Genomic DNA, 19,156 nt, shown 5'->3' with positions numbered 1-19,156 from the left:
TAAGACCCTGGTGCCGCGCCACCTAAGTAAATTCCTTGTCTTGCGATGCGGCTTCTCTACGGTTCATCCAACGCCTCCTCGTGCGCTCCCCAAGCTCCTCTAAAGTGATTTCACCAGCGATATATGCTTCAGCATCCCCGCGAAACTCCGCGGACACCCATGCACCCTCCATTTCTCCAGAATGAATGGCCTCCCGCATTGCGCGTTCACGATCCATGTGGCACCTTCTCGATAGCATAGGGGCGGACAGTCGTCCCTCGATCACGTCTTCCCACATTGCCCGCTGTTTTGCCGCTCGGCAAAACAGCGGGCCCAGAAAACTTACACGCCGAGCAGTTTAAGCTGATCTGCGATTTCCTGCTCTAGCTCAGCGATTTCTCTCTTGTCCTGCTCGATCAACTTCAAGACTTCATCTAGGTCTACCTCTTCTTCCTCCTCAAAGGTATCGACATAACGGGGAATATTGAGGTTGTGATCGTTCTCCCTCACTTCTTCGAGAGAGGCGACATGAGCATACTTCTCAACATCTTCACGATTCCTGTAGGTTTCAATGATTTTCTCAATATTGGCAGGAGTCAGACGATTCTGGTTCTTTGCCTTTTCGAACTCGCGAGATGCATCGATGAACAGGATGTCCTTAACCTCGCGTCCTTTCTTGAATACAAGAATGATCGTCGGAATACCCGTGCCGTAGAAAATGTTAGCGGGTAACCCGATCACAGTATCGAGATAGTTCTTGTTTTCTATGATCGCCTTCCTGATTACGCCCTCAGCAGCTCCGCGGAACAACACGCCATGCGGAAGCACGATGGCCATAGTGCCGCCATCCTTCAGATGGTACAAACTGTGAAGAATGAATGCGTAATCGGCTTTGGTCTTGGGCGCCAGCTTGCCATAGTCCTTGAACCGCGCGTCCTTAAGCTTGGTATCGCTATTGTCCCAATGTGCGGAATAGGGCGGGTTCGCGACGACGGCGTCGAAAGAGCGCGGGCGATCAACGCCCTTCTCGTCCGGCCCATCCGGCCAGTCACCCTCAAGTGTGTCGGCATTAGAGAGAGTCATGTTGTTGAATGACACACCATGCAGCATCAAATTCATGCGCGCCAAGTTATACGTGGTGGTGTTCAGCTCTTGCCCGTAATACTTAATTGGCTGATCGTCCGGCAGCTCCTGTCCGACGGTCAGCAGGAGGGAGCCAGACCCCATGGCCGGGTCATACACGCTGAAGGCGGAATCTGCATCGTCCCAATCCATCGTCACGATTTTTGCCAATATCTCGCTCACCTCGTGGGGCGTATAGAATTCCCCGCCCTTCTTGCCTGCCGAAGCTGCGAACTGCTTGATTAGGTACTCATAAATGGCGCCGAGAACGTCTTTGCCATCCTCGCTCTTATACTCTATGCTATCCACGAGTTTCACAATACGGTTAAGGGACTTGGCGCGATCGTTCGTCGATGACCCCAGGCGCGAGTCGCCAAGATTCACGTCGTTGAACACCCCGCGAAAGTCGCGCTCCGCCTCCTTATTGAGCTCTGCATTCTTATTGAAATGGTCGAACATGCTCTGATAGTCGCTCGGTATGACCATGCTCTCATCGATTTTGTGAACGAGAGAGGCCCAGGTATCAAGCGGCTCAATTGCATAGCCCAGGCTTGAGGAGATGTCCTCCAGATAGTCCGCCAGCTCCTCATTGTTAGCCTGCTCCAGATAAGCCTGATTAACCGTTTGACCCGGCTCCACATCCAAAACATTATTGGTCACCAAGTATTCTTCCTGATGCTCTGAAAGATAGCGGTAGAACATAAAAGCCAGAATGTAGTTCTTGTACTCCGCAGCATCCATGTTGCCACGCAGTTCGTTTGCCATCGCCCAAAGCTTGGAGGAGATTTCGTTCAAATCACTCATTTTATCGTATTCCTTTCCTAGACGAACATCTGCTGAAGCAGGCCTTTTTTCAGTTCTTTGATGTGATCCAACTGACGCTGATGAAGGGTGATGAGCGAGTCGAGCTTGCGAAGTTGCTCTCCGATCTTCGCTCTCTCAGCAGAACTAGAAGGAACAGGAATAGGTGTATCTTTAAGATCGCCCCCACTAATCGAGTCGAAAGTCGACCCAGCCGAAACAACTGTCCAGTAGCCATCTTGTGCTTTCTTTTGCAGGGCTTGGTAAAGAAACTCGTCACCCGCAATCCCGGCAACTCCTCTGCCGAGAACCACGTCAAATGCAGTTTTACCCACAGCGCCCACAGGCGCACGCACGCTCATAATCAAATCTCCGGCATTTGCCGTTTTGGTAATCTGGGTTGTCCAAACCCTTGGACAGACCCAGCCATCCTTAAGATCAGCATTGCCTTGAACTAGGATTATGTCGCTAGGGTTGTCGGTATAAAAAGCGCCGTTTGGCGACTGGCCCATAGTAACGGTCGCTATCTCCCCCAACCTACGCTGTTCCCAAGGGTCAGTGAAACCGGGGAAACGAAGCTCCGGCACACTCGCTCCTTCTTTTGGAAACATTTTTTGAAGCAGTCCTTTTTTCAACTCCTTGGCATGATCCAACTTACGCTGATGAAGGGTGATGAGCGAGTCGAGCTTCTGGAAGAGAGAACCTATTTTTTCTTGTTCTATTTTGCCCGGAACAGGAACGCTAAATTTTGAAAACTTTGATATCCAATGTCGTTCGTGACCTTGCGGCGTGTAGTTTATCTTCCCCAACGTATGGAAGATAAACCGAAAGTCATCCTCCTTGTCCCTTGGACTCAAAAGCTTCATCGCTGAACTCTTCACTTTAAATGGGAATTCAACAAAATGAGATGAGGTGGTGAAGTCATCGAAAATAACAACGGGGCTATCTTCGCTGGCAATCTTTATTCCATATTCCTCATCGGTATATCCCAAAATGAAGCGCTGTCCAGCTGTAAGCACGGGGGTTCCGGGGTTACCGCTGTATTCAGTGCTTTCAACAATGTAAGGCTGCGGCTGCTCGTATGTCAAAAGCTCCCCCAGCTTACGCTGTTCCCAAGGGTCAGTGAAACCGGGGAAACGGAGCTTGGGAACGTTCCTTTTTTCTTCCATTTTCTACCTCACTTCCCAGCGGCCATTGCGGTTTGCGCCGATACGGACGAGCCTTCCTTCGGCTTTCAGCGCGGCCATGAGTCGCTCTACCTGCCGCTTGCTCAACGAAAGTTGTTCAGACAGCCGAGCAGCTGTAATAGTCGGATTAGCTTTCACCAGCGCGAGAAGCTTCTCTCGCACTTGGCTCGCCGCATTCGCCGCGCTATCGTTTATACCGATATTTATACCGACATTTATACCGACATCATTCTCCTGGACAGCAATTTCATCAAGAGCATCAGAAAGAGCCTCCAGCATAAACACCACAAACGGCGTTGAGTCGGCTGCGTTATCCGCTTGCTGAAGTACACGGTAATAGCCTTCTTGGCGATCTTTAACAACCGACTCTACAGGAAGCCACGCAAAAAGCGAATTCCAATCACTGAGTATCAAAGTCTGCCACAAGCGCCCCATGCGGCCATTACCATCCGCGAAGGGATGAATGAACTCAAATTCATAATGGAACACGCACGACGCGACGAGAGGATGCACCTCGGAACGTCTCAGCCACGAAAACAAGTCGTCCATAATCTCCGGGACGTAATGAGCAGGTGTGCCAGCATGGATAAGCTGATCCCCACTGAACACGCCCACATTCCCGCTACGAAAGCGACCAGCTTCCGAAGTGAGACCGGACATGAGAAGCCGATGCGCCTCAAGCAGGTCTTCCAAAGACATCGCATCGAACGTTGGCAGAGCGTCATAGGCCCTTATCGCATTCTGCACCTCCAAGATATCTTTAGGCGGCGCAAGTACTCGTTTGTCATCCACAAGTGCCGTGACCTGTTCAAGGGAGAGGCTGTTATTCTCGATTGCCAGCGACGACTGAATGGTGCGAATGCGGTTTTCTTTGCGAAGCTGAGGGCTGGTGTTGAATTCTCCCAAGATCTCAACGCGGCCGACCTTCTGCGCAATATCAGCAACGAGTTGCAGGATCCTTTCGCTCAGCCTGAACGGCGGTTCGTACGACATGCAAGCCCCTAACTCTCGACAAGCGTATCGGCCAACCTGTAAATGGCTTCGCGAAGCCCATTACGGTACTTGATTTTCGACAATACGCGCACTCCTGGATCATTGGCCATAACACCATAGCTCTCGCTCGCGTCAGCGATGATGGCACGGAGGCGACCCGTATCGTCAAGATCTTGCTGCCCGTACCGATGACGGGCAAACAGCTCTCGCATTTCGGCGCTTCTCACAACTTCGGTAATCCCCCACTGATAGCGAAAATCAAGTAGCGTCTTTTCCATGCTCACATCGTTTGCCTCCTCGATAACCCTCATACTGTCCTTAAGCTTGTAAGGGTACGTCAAGTCGGTTGCGTCGGTCGGATAGTCTCCGCGCATAATCGCCGCCGCAGCGTTGATTACCTTTGCAGCATAGGCGCGATCCTCCAAGCCGTTGGCAAATTGCCTGATTTCCGATTGGGTACGCTGCGCTTGCGTCTGTTCGCCGTCATGGACTTGGTTGAGCAGCCTTTCGATAAGTTCGGTCAGATAATCGTAGTTAACCTCCACGTCCTTTACATGGGTAAGTTTCAGCTCAAGCTGAAAAACGGGAATGTTCTTCTGCTTAGCAATGCATTCCTTGAGCTCGTTGGTGAGAACGGTCCTCAGCATAATTTCCTGGTCGGGGGTCATGCCCAGCGCCACAATGAGCTCGTCGGGATCGTCGTAGTCGTAGCCCTCTCCTTCAACTTCTCCAGGTTCAAACTGTTTGAGCTTCGCCATGCCGGCATTGTACTCGCGCAAAAGCTCGAACATGTATTCTTTCTGCTTCTCTGAGGCAGGTAGCTGAGTGAAGCCGCTCGTCAAATCATCGAGCTCTTCCACCTTGCGCTTCACCGCTTGAAATACTTCCTCGAATTGCGGGGCTGTCAGGCCGTCGAGGACGTTCTGCCTGCTTCGCTCGGCATCTGAAAGATCAGCCGATTCCTTGTTGGCGTACACTGCAAGCGCCTCATTCATGAGCCGCTCGTTTTGCGCTGGCCACCGGTAGTTCACAATACGGCCCCACGGCTTATCTTGCATATCCGCAATGCGATTCGTACGCGAATAAGCTTGGATTAGGCTGGCGCCCTTCAGAGTGCGGTCGACATAAAGCGTGTTGAGCTCTGGCGCGTCGAACCCAGTCAGCAACTGGTCAACCACGATGACGATATCAAGGTGGTTTCCGTCATCGGTCGTTCGTCGTAGGCGCGATGTGACGTCCTCGGTATATCCGGCAACGTTTTCCATGCCAAAGCTTGTTCCGAATTCCTCGTTATAGGCCTGCATCGCTCGATAAAGGCCCCGATTCGTCTCTAATTGGAACTCGTTGTTCGAGGTGTTCTGGCTGAATGTCACCGCAACTTTGAGCTCCGCCTCTCCCCGCGCCCGCCGCTCTACGTTCACTTTACGGAACTCATCGAAGTACATCATTGCCATTGGCGTGCTCGCCTTACCACCGCCAACGTGCGTAGTGAGCAAAGCATTGTACTTGCCATCATTGGAGCGGTTTCGCCAGTTCTTGAAAATATCAGCAACAACGAGCCTGACGTGGTCTTTGTTCTCATCGTAGAAGCTCGCGGCAACAGCGTCGTCCATGTCTTCTGGAGTCATGCTATCTATCTTGCGCTGTATTTGCTCATCGGTCCAATCGGGATGTTGAGCGCGATAAAACCCGGGGAGATAATGTCCCCTCATCTCATCCTCGTCAATCGTCGTTTCGAAATCGACCTTGAATCCAAGGACGTTCTGGTCGGCGATAGCTTCTCGAATGGTGTAGGCATGCAGCATATCCCCGAAGATATCCTCCGTGCGAACGCTCTGCCCCGCATCATCAAAGGTAGGCGTACCCGTATAACCGACCCATGCTGCACGTTTAAATGCTTTTTGGATAGCTTTGAACGAGTCGCCCCCCGTCGAACGATGCGCCTCGTCCACAATAAAGACGATGTTCTTATCGGGAGCGCTAAACGATGGTCGCTTGACAAGCCTATCAAGCTTCTGCACCGACGTGACGATGATGCCGTTATCCTTCGATTTCAGTTTGCGACTGAGGTCGGCTGTGCTCTTGGTGTCTCGGATGCTCCCCGACGGATCTTCATCGAAGCTCCCCATTGCCGTCATCAGCGCATCCGGGTCGTAGGCGCGGTAATTGTCCGTCGTTTGGTTGGTGAGCGCGATGCGGTCAACAAGGAATACAACTTTGTCTATTTTAGGCATGCGGCTAGCAAGCCAAGCGGTTTTAAAGCTCGTAATCGTTTTCCCCGAGCCAGTGGTATGCCAAATGTAACCCACTTTATTATCGCCGAATTCGAAATCGATACGTTTGAGGCCATCGATGACTTTCTGCGTGGCATACACCTGGTAAGGGCGCATGACCTTCAGCGCTTCTTTATTCTTAGTGCCATCGAGAATCATGTAGTTTGTCGCCATCTGATGGGCCATGGGGATGGAAAGCATCGAGTCGGCGAACTCCCTCCAATTGCGCACAATAGCATTGTCGCTTTTGCGCTGCCAATTGAAAGCGAAATCCTTGTTAAAGGCCTCGGCCGTCGTGTTCGCCATGTACTTCACGTTGTTCGGGGTAATGGCGACCAGTATCTGCAGCGTCGAGTAGATATCGCGATATTGCCCCTCGTCGATGTATTGGTGCATCTGGTTCAGCGCCTCGTCTACGTTGTGGGTATCGCTCTTCTCCTCAATCTGAATGATGGGTAGACCGTTGATAAGCAGCGTCGTGTCGAATCGCCTATCCTGCTTCCCTGTTATTTTTGCTGGGCGCTCAACTTGGCTCACTACTTGATAAATCGTATCGCCAGCACCAATCTGACTTTGATCAAAAACCGTGAGAAACACGTGGCGACCGTCATCGAGATCGATCTCGATTTGCGATACACCGTTCATTCCGTAGAGGAACTGACCCGCTTTATACGGTGTGCGCAAATCAGATATGATACGCTTGACCTGATTGAACTCAATCACGCTCAGAGGATGATCGAGTGTTGCCCGATTATGCCTTTCGAGGATGCTCTTGAAGTTTTCCCACAACTGATCGGTTGTCTTAATATCAGGCTCGTACTTCCAGAGCTTCGTCTTGACAACATAGTCGACAGGTCGCTCTGCCACCGAGCCAACGTCCGGCGATTGTGTCGAAGAAACTGCGCCATGGCATAGATACCGTATTAGTTCAGTTTCAAATTGAAGCTCTCCCATCATCAGTGCGCCTCCTTAATTCTTCCCATTACTACAAGCTTCTCTTTCTCTGCCACATCGCGCTTTAAAGCTGTAACCCTATTTATATTGAAGTACAGACTGCCTATGATCTCCTGCATTGACCGCGAAGGGAGATCAGGGAGCAGCAGGTCAGCCAATTGCCTTACGGTATACTTCATAGTGAAGGAACCCTGCTGGCCAAGAGCGAGTTGCCGTCTCACCTCTTTGTGCTCGTTCAAAAGATATGCGAGATACCGAGCATCGATCATTGGCGATGGAACAAGCTTCGCGAAATTCTGCGTGAGAAGATACCCCTTATGACACTCACCCACCAACGTGGCTTTACCTGACATGAGGCTAAACACAAGATCACCCGCAGAAAGAGCCTCAACCGCATCGTAAGTGCGAACCCGCTTCGAGCAAGTCGTATCACTGTCCCCGCCCGATAAATCCGCCCCAAGCTCCAACTGTCCATAAAAGCGATAGACAGGAGCCTTTGGGTCCAAGGTTTCGGTAACGCGAAACTGCGGCGTTCCACTTTTCAGCTCAACCACATCAGTCAGTTTCATAGTTTACAACCGTGCCTTTCCATAATTACAAGTTGTATACTAATATAACTGATTGAGTTGTCAATATGGTTTTGTAATTTTATCTAATTACAGTATTATATAAGCATCCCTAAATGCTCCACTGATCGCTTTTTGTCACGATAATGTGCTCTAGAACTTTTATACCAAGAAGCTCCCCCGCTTCTTGGATCCGCTTCGTAACAGCAATATCTTCCTCGGAAGGTCTTGGATTTCCGCTGGGATGGTTGTGGGCGACAATGATGCTCGCAGCTCGATCTTCAATTGCACGAGCAAATATCTCTCGAGGGTGGACGATGCTTCGATCTAAAGTTCCTTGGAATATGATCTCGTTGCTTATAAGCCGATTGGCACCATCCAGCGTAAGAACGGCGAAGCACTCTTGCCTCCTGGAACGGAGGTCTTTTAGCTGCTCCACAGCATCATCGGTAGAAGCAATAACCGGCTCGTCTGCAGGAATAAGATAGCGCCGACCCAATTCGAACAGGGCAATCATCTCGCTCGTCTTGGCAACACCCATACCCTTTACCCCTACAAGGTCACGATACGTTACCTCGCTGCCCTTTTCTTTAAGCAACTTGAGGATCTGGGTGGCAGTCACTCGCGCCGACACTTGCTTGTTCCCGCTCCCTATCACAAGCAGAAGTAGTTCCAGATCTGTCAAAGTGGCTGTCCCGTACTTGGCTAGCTTTTCCCTTGGCATCATAGTAGACCCCCTGACCACATATTAGATGCCGTAATATATCGTTCTTTGCCGAAATTTGAAATACCGTCATACCAATAGCAGAGTTTGCGCATAAGGGAGGAAATGGCGCGAAAACGCCTCACGCGGGTTGCCCGAAAAGAACGAGGCCCCGACCGCAAGGGGGTCAAGGCCTCGTGACATGAAGCCGTTTCGGGCGCGAAGAGCCCTACAGCACCATGTTGCGGGCGATCTCCAGGGCGTCATCGATACCCTCGGCGTTCTTGCCGCCGGCCTGGGCCATGGTAGGCTTGCCGCCGCCACCGCCCTGGACTGCCGGGCCCATGGCCTTGATGAGCGCGCCGGCGTCGAAGCCCGCGGCCACGGCCTCGTCGGTGCCGGCCGCCAACAGCAGGGGCTTGCCGTCCTTCACGCCCGCCACCACGATCGCTCCGGGCGCCCCCATGCGGCTCTTGAGCACATCCCACAGATTACGCAGCTGACCGCCGTCGCGCACCTCGGTCCGCGCGATGATGACGGGGTAGCCGGCCGGGGCCATCTGCACCTGGGCGAGCAGCTCGTTGAACACATCGCCGCCCACCATCTCCTTAGCGCGCTTGGCCTTGGTGCGGAAGTCCTTCAGGACCTTCTGGTCAGCGGCCACGCGCTCGGACACGTCGAAGGGGGGCACGCGCAAGATGGCCGCGGTCTCCTTCAGCTCGGCCTCCACCTTGTTCACGTAGGCGAGCGCCCCGAAGCTCGTCACGGCCTCGATGCGGCGCACATTGGCGCCCACGGAGGACTCGCTCGTGATCTTCAAGAAGCCGATCTCGGCAGTATTGCCTACATGGCAGCCGCCGCACAGCTCGCGGGACGCCTCGCCGGCCTCCACGACGCGCACGACCTCGCCGTACTTCTCGCCGAACAGCCCCGTGATACCGGCGGCGCGGGCCTCTTCCAGGGAGGTCTCGTAAATCGTGGTGGGCACGGCGGCCATGATGTGGTCGTTGGCCTCGCGCTCCACCTCGGCCAGCTGCTCGGCCGTGCAGGCCTCGAAGTGGGTGAAGTCGAAGCGCAGGCGGTCGGGACCCACATAGGAGCCGGCCTGCTTCACGTGATCGCCCAGCACGCGGCGCAGGGCGGCGTGCAGGATGTGCGTGGCGGTGTGGTTGCGCTCGATGGCGGCGCGGCGATTGGCGTCCACGCGGGCCACCACCGTATCGCCCACGGCCAGGGCGCCCTCGTCCACGCGCACCGCGTGCACGAACAGCCCCGCCTCGGGAGCGCGGGTGTCCAGCACGGCTACGCGGCCGGCACCGTTCTCCATGAGGCCGGTGTCGCCCACCTCGCCGCCCATCTCGGCATAGAAGGGGGTGGCGGCCAGAAGCGCCTCGCCGGTCTCGCCGGCGGCCAGCCCGTCCACCCGCTCGCCGTCGCGCACGAGGGCGACCACGCGCGTCTCGGCGGCCGTGGCGTCGTAGCCGATGAAGGCCGTGGGGCCCAGCTCGCGCAGCAGGTCGGCGTACACGCCGCCGTAAGTGGACCAGGCGGCCTCGGCGTCCTTGGCACCGGCCGCACGGGCGCGCTCGCGCTGGGCAGCCATGGAGCGCTCGAAACCCTCCATGTCCACCTTCACGCCGCGGCCCTCGGCAATCTCCTGAGTCACTTCCACGGGGAAGCCGTAGGTGTCGTGCAGGGTGAAGGCCTCCTCGCCGGAAAGCGTGTCGCCCGCAAGCTTGCCCAGGGCCTCTTCCAGGTAGGCCTGGCCCTGGCGCAGGGTGGCGCCGAAGCGATCCTCCTCGGCCATGATGAGGCCGCGCTCCAGCTCGCGGTTCTCTACGATCTCGGGGTACACATCTCCCATGAGGCGCACGATCTCGTCCACGTACTCGTTGAGGAAGTGGCCCTCAATGCCGATGAGCTGGGCCTTCATGATGGCGCGGCGCAGCAGGCGGCGCAGCACGTAGCCGCGGCCCTCGTTGCCCGGCAGGATGCCGTCGGCGATCATGAAGGTGACCGAGCGGGAATGGTCGGCGATGATGCGCAGGGCCAGATCCACCTCGGCGTCCTCGCCGTAGGTGCGGCCGGACAAACGCTCGCCCACGGCCACGAGGCTGCGCAGCACATCGGTCTCGTAGTTGGACTGCACCCCCTGCATGATGGCGGCCATGCGCTCCAGGCCCATGCCCGTATCGATGTTCTTCTTGGGCAAGGGGGCAAGCGTGCCGTCCTCCTGGCCGTCGTACTGGGTGAACACGCAGTTCCAGAACTCCAGGAAGCGGTCGCAGTCGCAGCCCGGGGCGCAATCAGGGCTGCCGCAGCCGAAGTCGGGACCCTGGTCGAAGTAGATCTCCGAGCAGGGACCGCAGGGGCCCGTGGGGCCGGCACGCCAGAAGTTGTCGTCCTCGCCGAGGCGGGAGATATGGTCATCGGGCACGCCCAGGTTCTTCCAGATCTCGATGGTCTCGTCGTCGTCCTCGAACACGGTGAAGTACAGACGCTCGGGAGGCAGTCCCAGCACGTTCACGGAGAAGTCGTAGGCCCAGGCGCACATCTCCTCTTTGAAGTACTCGCCGAAGGAGAAGTTGCCGAGCATCTCGAAGAAGCTCAGGTGGCGCCCCGTGGTGCCGATGATGTCGATATCGTTGGTGCGCACGCACTTCTGCACGCTGGTGGTGCCGATATAGGGCGCCTCCAGCTGCTTCTGCTGCAGGAAGTAGGGCTTGAACTGCACCATGCCCGCACTCGTCAGCAGAAGCGACGGATCGTCGGGGATGAGGGAAGAAGAGGGCACGAGCTTGCAGCCCTTCTCCTGGAAGTAGGCGAGGTACTTCTCGCGGATTTCCGCGGTGGTCATGTACTGCATAGGTATCCTGTCCGTCCTTTACGGCATGTCGAAAATATCCAACCGAGCATTATAGTACAAGTTACTTGCGACCGTCGCCCTCATCGTGGGAGTGGCGCGGGGTGATGCGGCCATGGCGCTGCATGTGCAGTTTCGGAAGACGCCCCGAGATTCCGGCCATGTTTTCCAGGCGAATGGGCTTCAAGGTACCCGTAGTGCCGGGCGCGGTGGCGTCGGCGATGGGATTCACCATCTCGGTGTCCTCGGGGGTGCCCTTGAAGAACACACCGTCCTCGGCAACGAGGTGACGGCTGGTTCTCTTCTCGAAGTAGTACACGAACACCGACTTGGCCACGGCCACAAGCGGAATGGAGGCGAGCATGCCCACAAGCGACCCCAGAAGCCCGCTCATAGCGCCGCCCAAAGCCGAGCCCACCATCAAGGCGAACAGGGTGAGGGCCGGATGAATGTCCACGGAGTTCGCCATGATCTTCGGCGAGACGAAGGTGTAGACAAGCTGCTGGATGACGATGGTGCCGATAAGCGCAATGGCCGCAGTCACCGGGCCGGCGAAGATGGCCACGATGGCCGCCAGCGCACCGCCAATCCACGGACCGATGATGGGGATGATGTTCATGACGCCAGTGATAAGCCCGAGCACCGCCGCATTGGGAACCCCGGCCGCCGCGAACAGAATGCCGCAGCCCACGCCGATGATAGCGCACTGCAAAAGCGTGCCCTTAATGTAGCCGCCCATAACGCGGGTGAAGGTGGCGTGGAAGAACTCGGCATCCTCGGCATGCCTCGGGCCGATGAGGCGACGCGTCTCGCGCCCGATGGCCGGCAGCTCCATGAGCACCCAAAACGCGATGACAAGCCCGAAGCCCAGAGCCATGAGTCCGTTGGCCAACGTGGTGCCGAAAGCCATAACGCCGCTGCCCGCCCCCGAGGCCACGCCAGCCGCCCAGGAGGCTGCCGACTTCTGCGCCTCGGCGATGAGGTTCTTCACGGTGTCATCCTCGAAGAACTGGGCATAGCGGGCGTACAGGTCGTTGCCCCAGGCCGTAATGGCCTCCACATAATGAGGCATGCTCGTGAGCAAGTCGTTGAACTGGGAATTCAAGCCGAACATAGGCGAGAATAGCAGGAAGCCCACCGCTGCCAGCACGAGCGCCATCACGATATAGGCCACCGTGGTGCCGATAGCCCGGTTCACGTGAACGCGCTCCAGGCCGTTCACGATGCCGCGCAGGCAGAACACGATGATAAGCGTCCAGATGAGAATGGCCACCGGCACCGAGAGCACGCCCATAAGCCACACCACGCCGCCGAGGAGAATGATGGCGGCGATGATCGACCACAGATCGAGAAAGCGGATGCGCGCCTTCAGCTGCCGTGCCGTCAGGGTGCGATCGGCGGTCAGACGGGGGTTGTTGGAAGACGGTGCCTCGGTTCTCATAGATGTTCCTCGCAGTGCAGGTGGATAGGATGGCGCGAACTACTGAACGCTGTAGGGGCTGCCGCCTGCCGGCGCCGAGGCCGCCTGAGCCGCTGCGGCATTGGGCGAGACGGAAGCAGAGGCACCCTCGGCAGCCGGTGAAGCCGTCGCGGCTGAATCTGGCGCGGCAGTGTCTGCGTCGGTAGCGGACACCGCCGCATTGGTGATGGCGGAGGCGGTGTGGCCGAGCTGCTCCTCGAAGGCCTCGCCCCGGGCACGGGCCGAGGCATTGGCCGCCTTGCGGGCCGCCATGCGGGCCTTCTGCTCGGACACAACGGCGCTAGCTGCATCGCCCACAGCGCTCACGGCGTCAGCCACCGTGGCGGAACGAGCGGGCTCCGAGGCCTCGGATGCACCGAGGCGTACCGACTCGTCGGAGGCATAGCGCGGCTTGAAGCGGTTGCGCAGCTTGCCGGTCAGCGAGTTCACCAGATCGATGGGAGCGCTCGTCACGGTATCCACCGCGCCGGCGGCCTTCGAGACCGAGTCGGTGATCTGGGTCACATCCTCAAGGATCTGATCGACCCGCATAAGCTCCAAGTTGGCAGCATCCACCGTGAGCGACAGGCGCTCCACCAGAGGATCGACCCGGCCCACCGCCGGCTTGGCTTCCTCGGCCATGGCATTGGCCTTCTCCATAAGAGGCGTCACCTGCTCGGTGATCAGGGTATTCACATTGCCCACAAGCGGGGTCACCTCGGCGGTGATCTTCTCCACGTTCTTGAGCGTGGGGGTCAGCTCCGCATGAGCATCATCGATAGTAGAGCGGGTGGAGCGGATAGTCAGCGCGAGCTCCACGACAAACCAAACGAGTACCGCACCCACCAGCACATACACGACCGGCAGCGCGATATCCACGATCTGGGCGAAATCCATGATGAGCCTCCTTATAATTCCGAAGACCAGACTATACTATTACCTCGGCCATTCTAATAAGTCCCCAGCTCCATTCCACAGAAGGCACCCACACAGTAGCCATTCCGTAAACGGAAGTTGGCATTGCGTCAACTGCACAGGCACCGCGGGAGACGCCGGGCGTGCCGGCTATTGCGCAAGCGCGAGCGCACCGGCGCCCTACCCCTTGCGATCGCGGGCAGCCGCCTCGGTGCGGTAGGCCTCCCAACCCCGCTCGCTCGGCTGATAGAAACAACCCCGCTCGAGCCCCTCGGGCAGATAGCGCTGATCCACCCACCCGCCCGGATAGCTGTGAGGATACTTGTACTGCCCGTAGTTCTCCGAGCCGGGGCGATGGCGGTCGCGCAGGTAGTCGGGCACCTTGCGCACCGGCCCCTGACGCACCTCGCGCAGGGCCGCATCGATGGCGGCCTCAGCGGCGTTCGACTTCGGAGCAAGCGCCAAATAGATGGCGGCCTGGGCCAGGTTGATGCGGCACTCCGGGTAGCCGATGACCTCGGCGGCGCGGAAGGCCGCCTCGGCCACGAGCAGTGCCTGCGGGTCGGCGTTGCCGATGTCCTCGGAGGCGGCAATGTACATGCGCCGGGCGATGAACTTGGGGTCCTCTCCCCCATCGATCATGCGGGCGAGCCAGTACACCGCGGCATCGGGGTCGCTGCCGCGCATGGACTTGATGAACGCGGAGATGATGTCGTAGTGCATGTCCTTGTTCTTGTCGTAGGGCAGCACCCGATGGGGCGTGGCGGCCCGCACCATGGCCTCGGTGATGGCCACCGGCTCCTCGGGAGTGCCCGGCGCCGCCATGCCGGCGGCCAGCTCGAGCGTGGTGAGCGCTCCGCGCCCGTCACCCCCGGCCAGAGTGACGATGGCGTCGCAAGCAGCTTCTTCGAGCGCGTAGCAGCTCGCCAATCCCCGCTCATCGGCTACGGCGCGCCGCACGAGACGGGCAATCTCCTCGTCGGCCAGGGAATGCAGCTCCACCACCCGCGAGCGGGAGATGAGGGCAGAGTTCACCTCGAAGAACGGGTTCTCGGTCGTGGCGCCCACGAGCACCACGAGCCGATCTTCCACCGCATGCAGCAGTGCGTCTTGCTGGCTGCGATTGAACCGGTGGATCTCGTCGACGAACAGGATGGTCCGCAGGCCGCCCGAGACGAGGCGCCGCTCGGCCTCGGCGATCTCGCGACGCAAGTCGGACACGGTGCCCCCGATGGCCGACACCTCCACAAAGGTGGCCTTGGTGGACTCGGCGATGACATGGGCAAGCGAGGTCTTCCCCGTGCCCGCGGGCCCGAACAAGATGACCGAGCTTAAAGTGTCATTCTCGATGGCGGCCCTAAGCCAGCTGCCCTCGCCCACGGCCTCGGCCTGGCCCACCACCTCATCGAGCGTACGCGGCCGCATGCGCACCGCAAGCGGCGCCACATCGGCCCGACGATCGTTCTCCATTGCAGTAAATAAGGTATCCATGGCGCCTATGGTACCACGGCGCGTCTCCTAAAACCAGAACAAATGTTTATATTTTTGCTCAACCGCCCAGCGCGGGCCCGGCAACTGTCAGGCCCCGTCCCCCACATCCACGAGGTCCCGCAGCTCTTTCTTGCTATGAACCCCCAGCTTCTGGTATATCCGCTGCCGGTGCGACTTCAGCGTGCCATTGGCGATGACCAGCTCGCGCTCAATCTGAGTCGAGCTGCGCCCAAGGGCCACAAGCTCCAGCACTTCGCGCTCACGAGCGGAAAGACCGTGGGCGCGGGCAAGCTCGGCGCAACGCTCCACGATTTGCCCGCGCTCGTCGCTTTCCGCCGCCATGGCACCAACCCCGAAAAACGCCGCGCCCCATGGCTCGCTCGCCGAGCGGCCGAAAAGCAAGAGCATGCTCGCCAGCACCACGAGCACCGTAAGGCCCACCGACACGGCCGCCCCGTCGACAGCCGGCAGCGCACCGGAGGCCAGGGCCTCGGGCACCTGATGACCGATCAGGCGGAAGATGGCCGTCAGCTCCTCCACGCCGCACAGCACCAGCACCGACACCCCGTAGCGGTGGGACAGGTCGCACAGCAGAAACGTCAGCACGAGGAACATGAGCGCGTAGCCCGACGACACCAGCAGGTCGGAGGCGAACGCGCCGAATGTGGCCGTGAGGGGCACCATGGCCAAACCGCACAGCATAAGAGCGAAGGGGGTGCGGTAAATGAGCGCGAAATCGATGCGCCGCGAGAAGAGGCACGCTGCCGAGAACACGACGGCAGCCACCGCGATGACCCCGAGCGTATAGGCATCCCATTGGAAATCCGGGGCCGCCTCCCTCACGCCGTACGCCAGCTCGTACACGCCGAGCACCACCATGAGCCGCCAGGGGAAGTCGTAGCGCCCCCAGCTCGCCCGGGGCAGATCCACCGGCTCGATGCGGGCGAAGCTTTTCCGCAGGCAGGCCACCGACACCAGGGGCAGCACTGCAAGCACCAGCGTCTGGCGTACTGGATCCAGCCCTTGCAGAATCCAGGCACCCGTCGAACCGAACAAGAATGCGCCCGACACATAGGTGACAATGCCGAGCGGCGTCAGGCAGCTGTGCAGCTCGGCCCACAGGAGAATGAACAACGCGCCCGCCACACCCGAGGCGCCCATGGCGCCGACGAGCGGAACGACGCCCCAGCGGCCGTCGGCCGCAATACCTGCCAGCGCCGCACCCAGCACGGCGAGGCCCGTCGCGAGGGCCACGACCGCAGGACGCCGATAGAGCGGCGCGATGCGCCGGGCCCCCAGGGCGCACCCGAGGAACACAGCCAAAAGAACGAGGCTGTAAAGATCCTCCCCCGCCCATTGCGAGCCGAAAGGAGCCTCGGAGAAGCACCGGGCGACTCCATCGTTGTAAGCGCGCATGAAGGCGAAGCCGAAGAAGGGAAGCACGAACGAAGGCGCGGAAATCCCCAGCGGGCGAAAAACCCGTCCGAGGGCGCTCGTCCCCTGTGGCGCTCCCCCGCCTTGCGTCCTATGTCCACCCGTTCCCATGGGGATAGTATAGCCCATCATCGGCGCAATCCGCTCACGGCCGCAAGACCCGCGAACGCTGTCGATGGCCACTTCGCAAAACGCGCCGCTTTTCACGAAACTCCACAAGCAAGGCGATGATCAGCGAAAACGTCAGGAGGTTACAAGCAGGGTTACAAAGTTGACCGTCTTTTTCCCAAACGGAAGATGCGCCGGGCGCAGCCTCGCGGCACACTGCAACCAGCCAGCGGGGCACAAGGCCCGCCAACCGACCGAGGGAAGGGACATCCATGACCTACGCCTACCTGAACCACCGTATGAGCCGCCGCACCTTTCTGGCGGGCGCCACGCTTGCCGGCGTGAACCTGGCCGTCTTCGGCCTGTCCGGTTGCGCGCCTAAGACCCCCGCCGCGGCAACGGGCACAGACACGCTCGCATTCACGCCGGGCACCTACACGGGCACCGGCGAGGGCAAATTCGGCCCGCTGACCCTGCAGGCCACCTTCACCGACAGCGCCATCACCGACATCGCCATCGGCGAGCACGAGGAAACGGAGCGCGTGTCCGATCGCGCCTTCGATGAGATTCCCGCCACCATCATCGACCAGCAGGCCCTGGGCATCGACACCATCACCGGCTGCACGCTCACGAGCGCGGCCATCCTCGCCGCGGTGACCGATTGCGTGAAGCAGGCCGGCGGCGACGTGTGCGCCATGGAGAAGAACTACCGCGCGCCCGAGCTTTCCGCCGACGTGGTGGAACTGGAATGCGATTTCGTCATCGCCGGCGCAGGCGCAGCGGGAATGGGCGCCGCCGTAGGAGCGGCCCAAGCGGGTGCGGGCAAGGTCATCGTGCTGGAGAAGGGCAGCAACGTCGGCGGCAACGCCCTGGTGTCTGGCGGCTATCTGGAATACGTGAACGCCCCCGCCGATCTGCGCGTTCCCATGACCCCCGAGCTCACCCGCCAGCTAGAAGCCGATCTGGCCAACCCCATCGCCGCCGAGATCCCGCCAGAGGAACTGGCCAAGATCAAGGAGCGCTATGCGGCATGGCAGGCCTCCGGCGACACCACGCTTTTCGATTGCGAGGAGCTCATGGCCCTGCAGGAGTGTCTGCTCTACGGCGCTGACGGCTACTACGGAAGCCTCGATTTCGCCCAATGCGTCTCCGCCTTCGACGCCTTCCTCGACGAGAACGGCTTCGCCTGGAAGCCCTGCATCGGCATCGTGGGGTATCCGTGGCCCCATTGGTCTGCCCCCGACGACGGCTTCTGCGGCCAGGGCTACTTCAACTTCTTCGACAAGCAGATCGCCGAGAATGACTATCCGGTGGAGATCATGCTGAACACACCCGTCACCGCCCTTCTGAAGGATGGCGACCGCGTGGTCGGATTCACGGCGGTCGCCGAGGACGGCACCACCTACCACGTGCGCGCCTCGCGGGGCGCCCTGCTGGCCACCGGCGGCTTTTCCGGCAATCCCGACATGCTGCGCGAGTACAACACGATCTGGCCGTGGGACGAGAACACGCCGCTTCCCACCACCAACGTCTACGGCCACCATGGCGACGGCATCAAGCTGGCCCTGGAGGAAGGCGCCGAAGTGGCCCTCATGGATTCGCTGATGATGTTCCCCTTCGCCGACGTGAAGAACGGTTGCGACGAGACCACCGTGGGCGAGGATACCGACTGCCTGCTCGTGAACAAGAACGGAGAGCGCTTCGTCGACGAGACGCTGGATCGCTACACCATGACCGAGGCGCTGATGAAGCAGCCCGACGAAGTGCTGTTCCTCATCAGCGACAAGGACACCAGCCGCGTGGAAGGCGAGTACAGCTACTACGGCCGCTCCATCCAGCGCCTGCTCGACCAAGGGCAGCTGCACCGCGCCGACACGCTGGAGGAACTGGCCGAGCAGATGGGCTGCGATCCGGCCACGTTCAAGGCCACCGTGGAGCGCTACAACGAAATCGCGCGAGCCGGCGAGGATCCCGATTTCGGCCGCATGATTTTCACGGAACGCAGCCCTATCGAGAACCCGCCCTTCTATGCGAGCCCGCGTACCTGGGCGGCGCACATCACCGAAGGCGGTGTCGTGACCGACGAGATCTCGCAGGTCCTGCGCGAGGACGGCACGGCCATCGAGGGCTTGTTCGCCGCCGGAGAGGTGACCGTGGGCATGTCGGGCGTCAGCTCCATGGCCCTCGGCTACGCCTGCGGCGCCGGAGTGTTCAGCGCTTAGCCAGCTCCCCCAGATAACCCTCCCCTGCGGGCGTCGCGACTTCGGTTGCGGCGCCCATCGCATTGCGAGCGGGAAACCAAACGGGA

Annotated in this window: 13 protein-coding genes; 1 reads left to right on the top strand and 12 read right to left on the bottom strand. The window is 59.1% G+C overall.

Going from position 1 to position 19,156, the window contains the following annotated elements; genetic code table 11:
- Positions 1-22: 22 nt before the first annotated feature.
- The 12 genes from C811_RS0102555 to C811_RS04555 form a co-directional block, all read right to left on the bottom strand.
- On the bottom strand, positions 23-217 hold the full coding sequence (locus C811_RS0102555; protein WP_022926346.1) for an antitoxin VbhA family protein: 195 nt from the start codon (positions 215-217) through the stop codon (positions 23-25).
- Positions 218-321: 104 nt separating this feature from the next.
- Positions 322-1,905, bottom strand: coding sequence for a type I restriction-modification system subunit M (locus tag C811_RS04605; protein WP_016308305.1), 1,584 nt, complete (start codon positions 1,903-1,905; stop codon positions 322-324).
- Positions 1,906-1,922: 17 nt separating this feature from the next.
- Entirely contained in the window at positions 1,923-3,071 is a 1,149-nt protein-coding gene (locus C811_RS16130; RefSeq protein WP_016308304.1) for a restriction endonuclease subunit S, read from the bottom strand.
- A 3-nt stretch (positions 3,072-3,074) separates the two neighbouring features.
- Positions 3,075-4,082, bottom strand: a complete 1,008-nt coding sequence (locus tag C811_RS04595) for a Fic family protein (protein WP_016308303.1) — start codon at positions 4,080-4,082, stop codon at positions 3,075-3,077.
- Positions 4,083-4,090: 8 nt separating this feature from the next.
- On the bottom strand, positions 4,091-7,312 hold the full coding sequence (locus tag C811_RS04590) for a type I restriction endonuclease subunit R (protein WP_022926345.1): 3,222 nt from the start codon (positions 7,310-7,312) through the stop codon (positions 4,091-4,093).
- Positions 7,312-7,878, bottom strand: a complete 567-nt coding sequence (locus C811_RS04585; RefSeq protein ID WP_016308301.1) for a restriction endonuclease subunit S domain-containing protein — start codon at positions 7,876-7,878, stop codon at positions 7,312-7,314. The genes C811_RS04590 and C811_RS04585 overlap by 1 nt, the downstream gene beginning before the upstream one ends.
- Before the next feature lie 109 nt (positions 7,879-7,987).
- On the bottom strand, positions 7,988-8,602 hold the full coding sequence (gene radC, locus C811_RS04580; protein WP_016308300.1) for a RadC family protein: 615 nt from the start codon (positions 8,600-8,602) through the stop codon (positions 7,988-7,990).
- 205 nt (positions 8,603-8,807) lie between these two features.
- Positions 8,808-11,444: an alanine--tRNA ligase gene (gene alaS, locus C811_RS04575; protein ID WP_016308299.1), complete on the bottom strand. Its 2,637-nt coding sequence runs from the start codon at positions 11,442-11,444 to the stop codon at positions 8,808-8,810.
- Positions 11,445-11,505: 61 nt separating this feature from the next.
- Entirely contained in the window at positions 11,506-12,882 is a 1,377-nt protein-coding gene (locus tag C811_RS04570; protein WP_016308298.1) for an AI-2E family transporter, read from the bottom strand.
- Between the two features lie 39 nt (positions 12,883-12,921).
- Positions 12,922-13,797 (bottom strand): hypothetical protein, encoded by an 876-nt coding sequence (locus C811_RS04565; protein ID WP_016308297.1) that lies wholly within the window; start codon positions 13,795-13,797, stop codon positions 12,922-12,924.
- 198 nt (positions 13,798-13,995) lie between these two features.
- Entirely contained in the window at positions 13,996-15,306 is a 1,311-nt protein-coding gene (locus tag C811_RS04560; protein ID WP_016308296.1) for a replication-associated recombination protein A, read from the bottom strand.
- Between the two features lie 87 nt (positions 15,307-15,393).
- Positions 15,394-16,722 carry a helix-turn-helix transcriptional regulator gene (locus C811_RS04555; protein ID WP_198010011.1) on the bottom strand — a complete coding sequence of 443 codons (1,329 nt, stop codon included), beginning with the start codon at positions 16,720-16,722 and terminating at the stop codon, positions 15,394-15,396.
- 398 nt (positions 16,723-17,120) lie between these two features.
- Here C811_RS04555 and C811_RS04550 point away from each other — a divergent pair, with 398 nt between their 5' ends.
- Positions 17,121-19,070 (top strand): FAD-dependent oxidoreductase, encoded by a 1,950-nt coding sequence (locus C811_RS04550; protein ID WP_016308294.1) that lies wholly within the window; start codon positions 17,121-17,123, stop codon positions 19,068-19,070.
- Positions 19,071-19,156 lie beyond the last annotated feature (86 nt).

The sequence above is a fragment of the Adlercreutzia caecimuris B7 genome (assembly GCF_000403355.2).
GTDB classification, from domain to species: Bacteria; Actinomycetota; Coriobacteriia; order Coriobacteriales; family Eggerthellaceae; genus Adlercreutzia; species Adlercreutzia caecimuris.
This window is presented reverse-complemented; position numbering and strand designations above follow the sequence as displayed.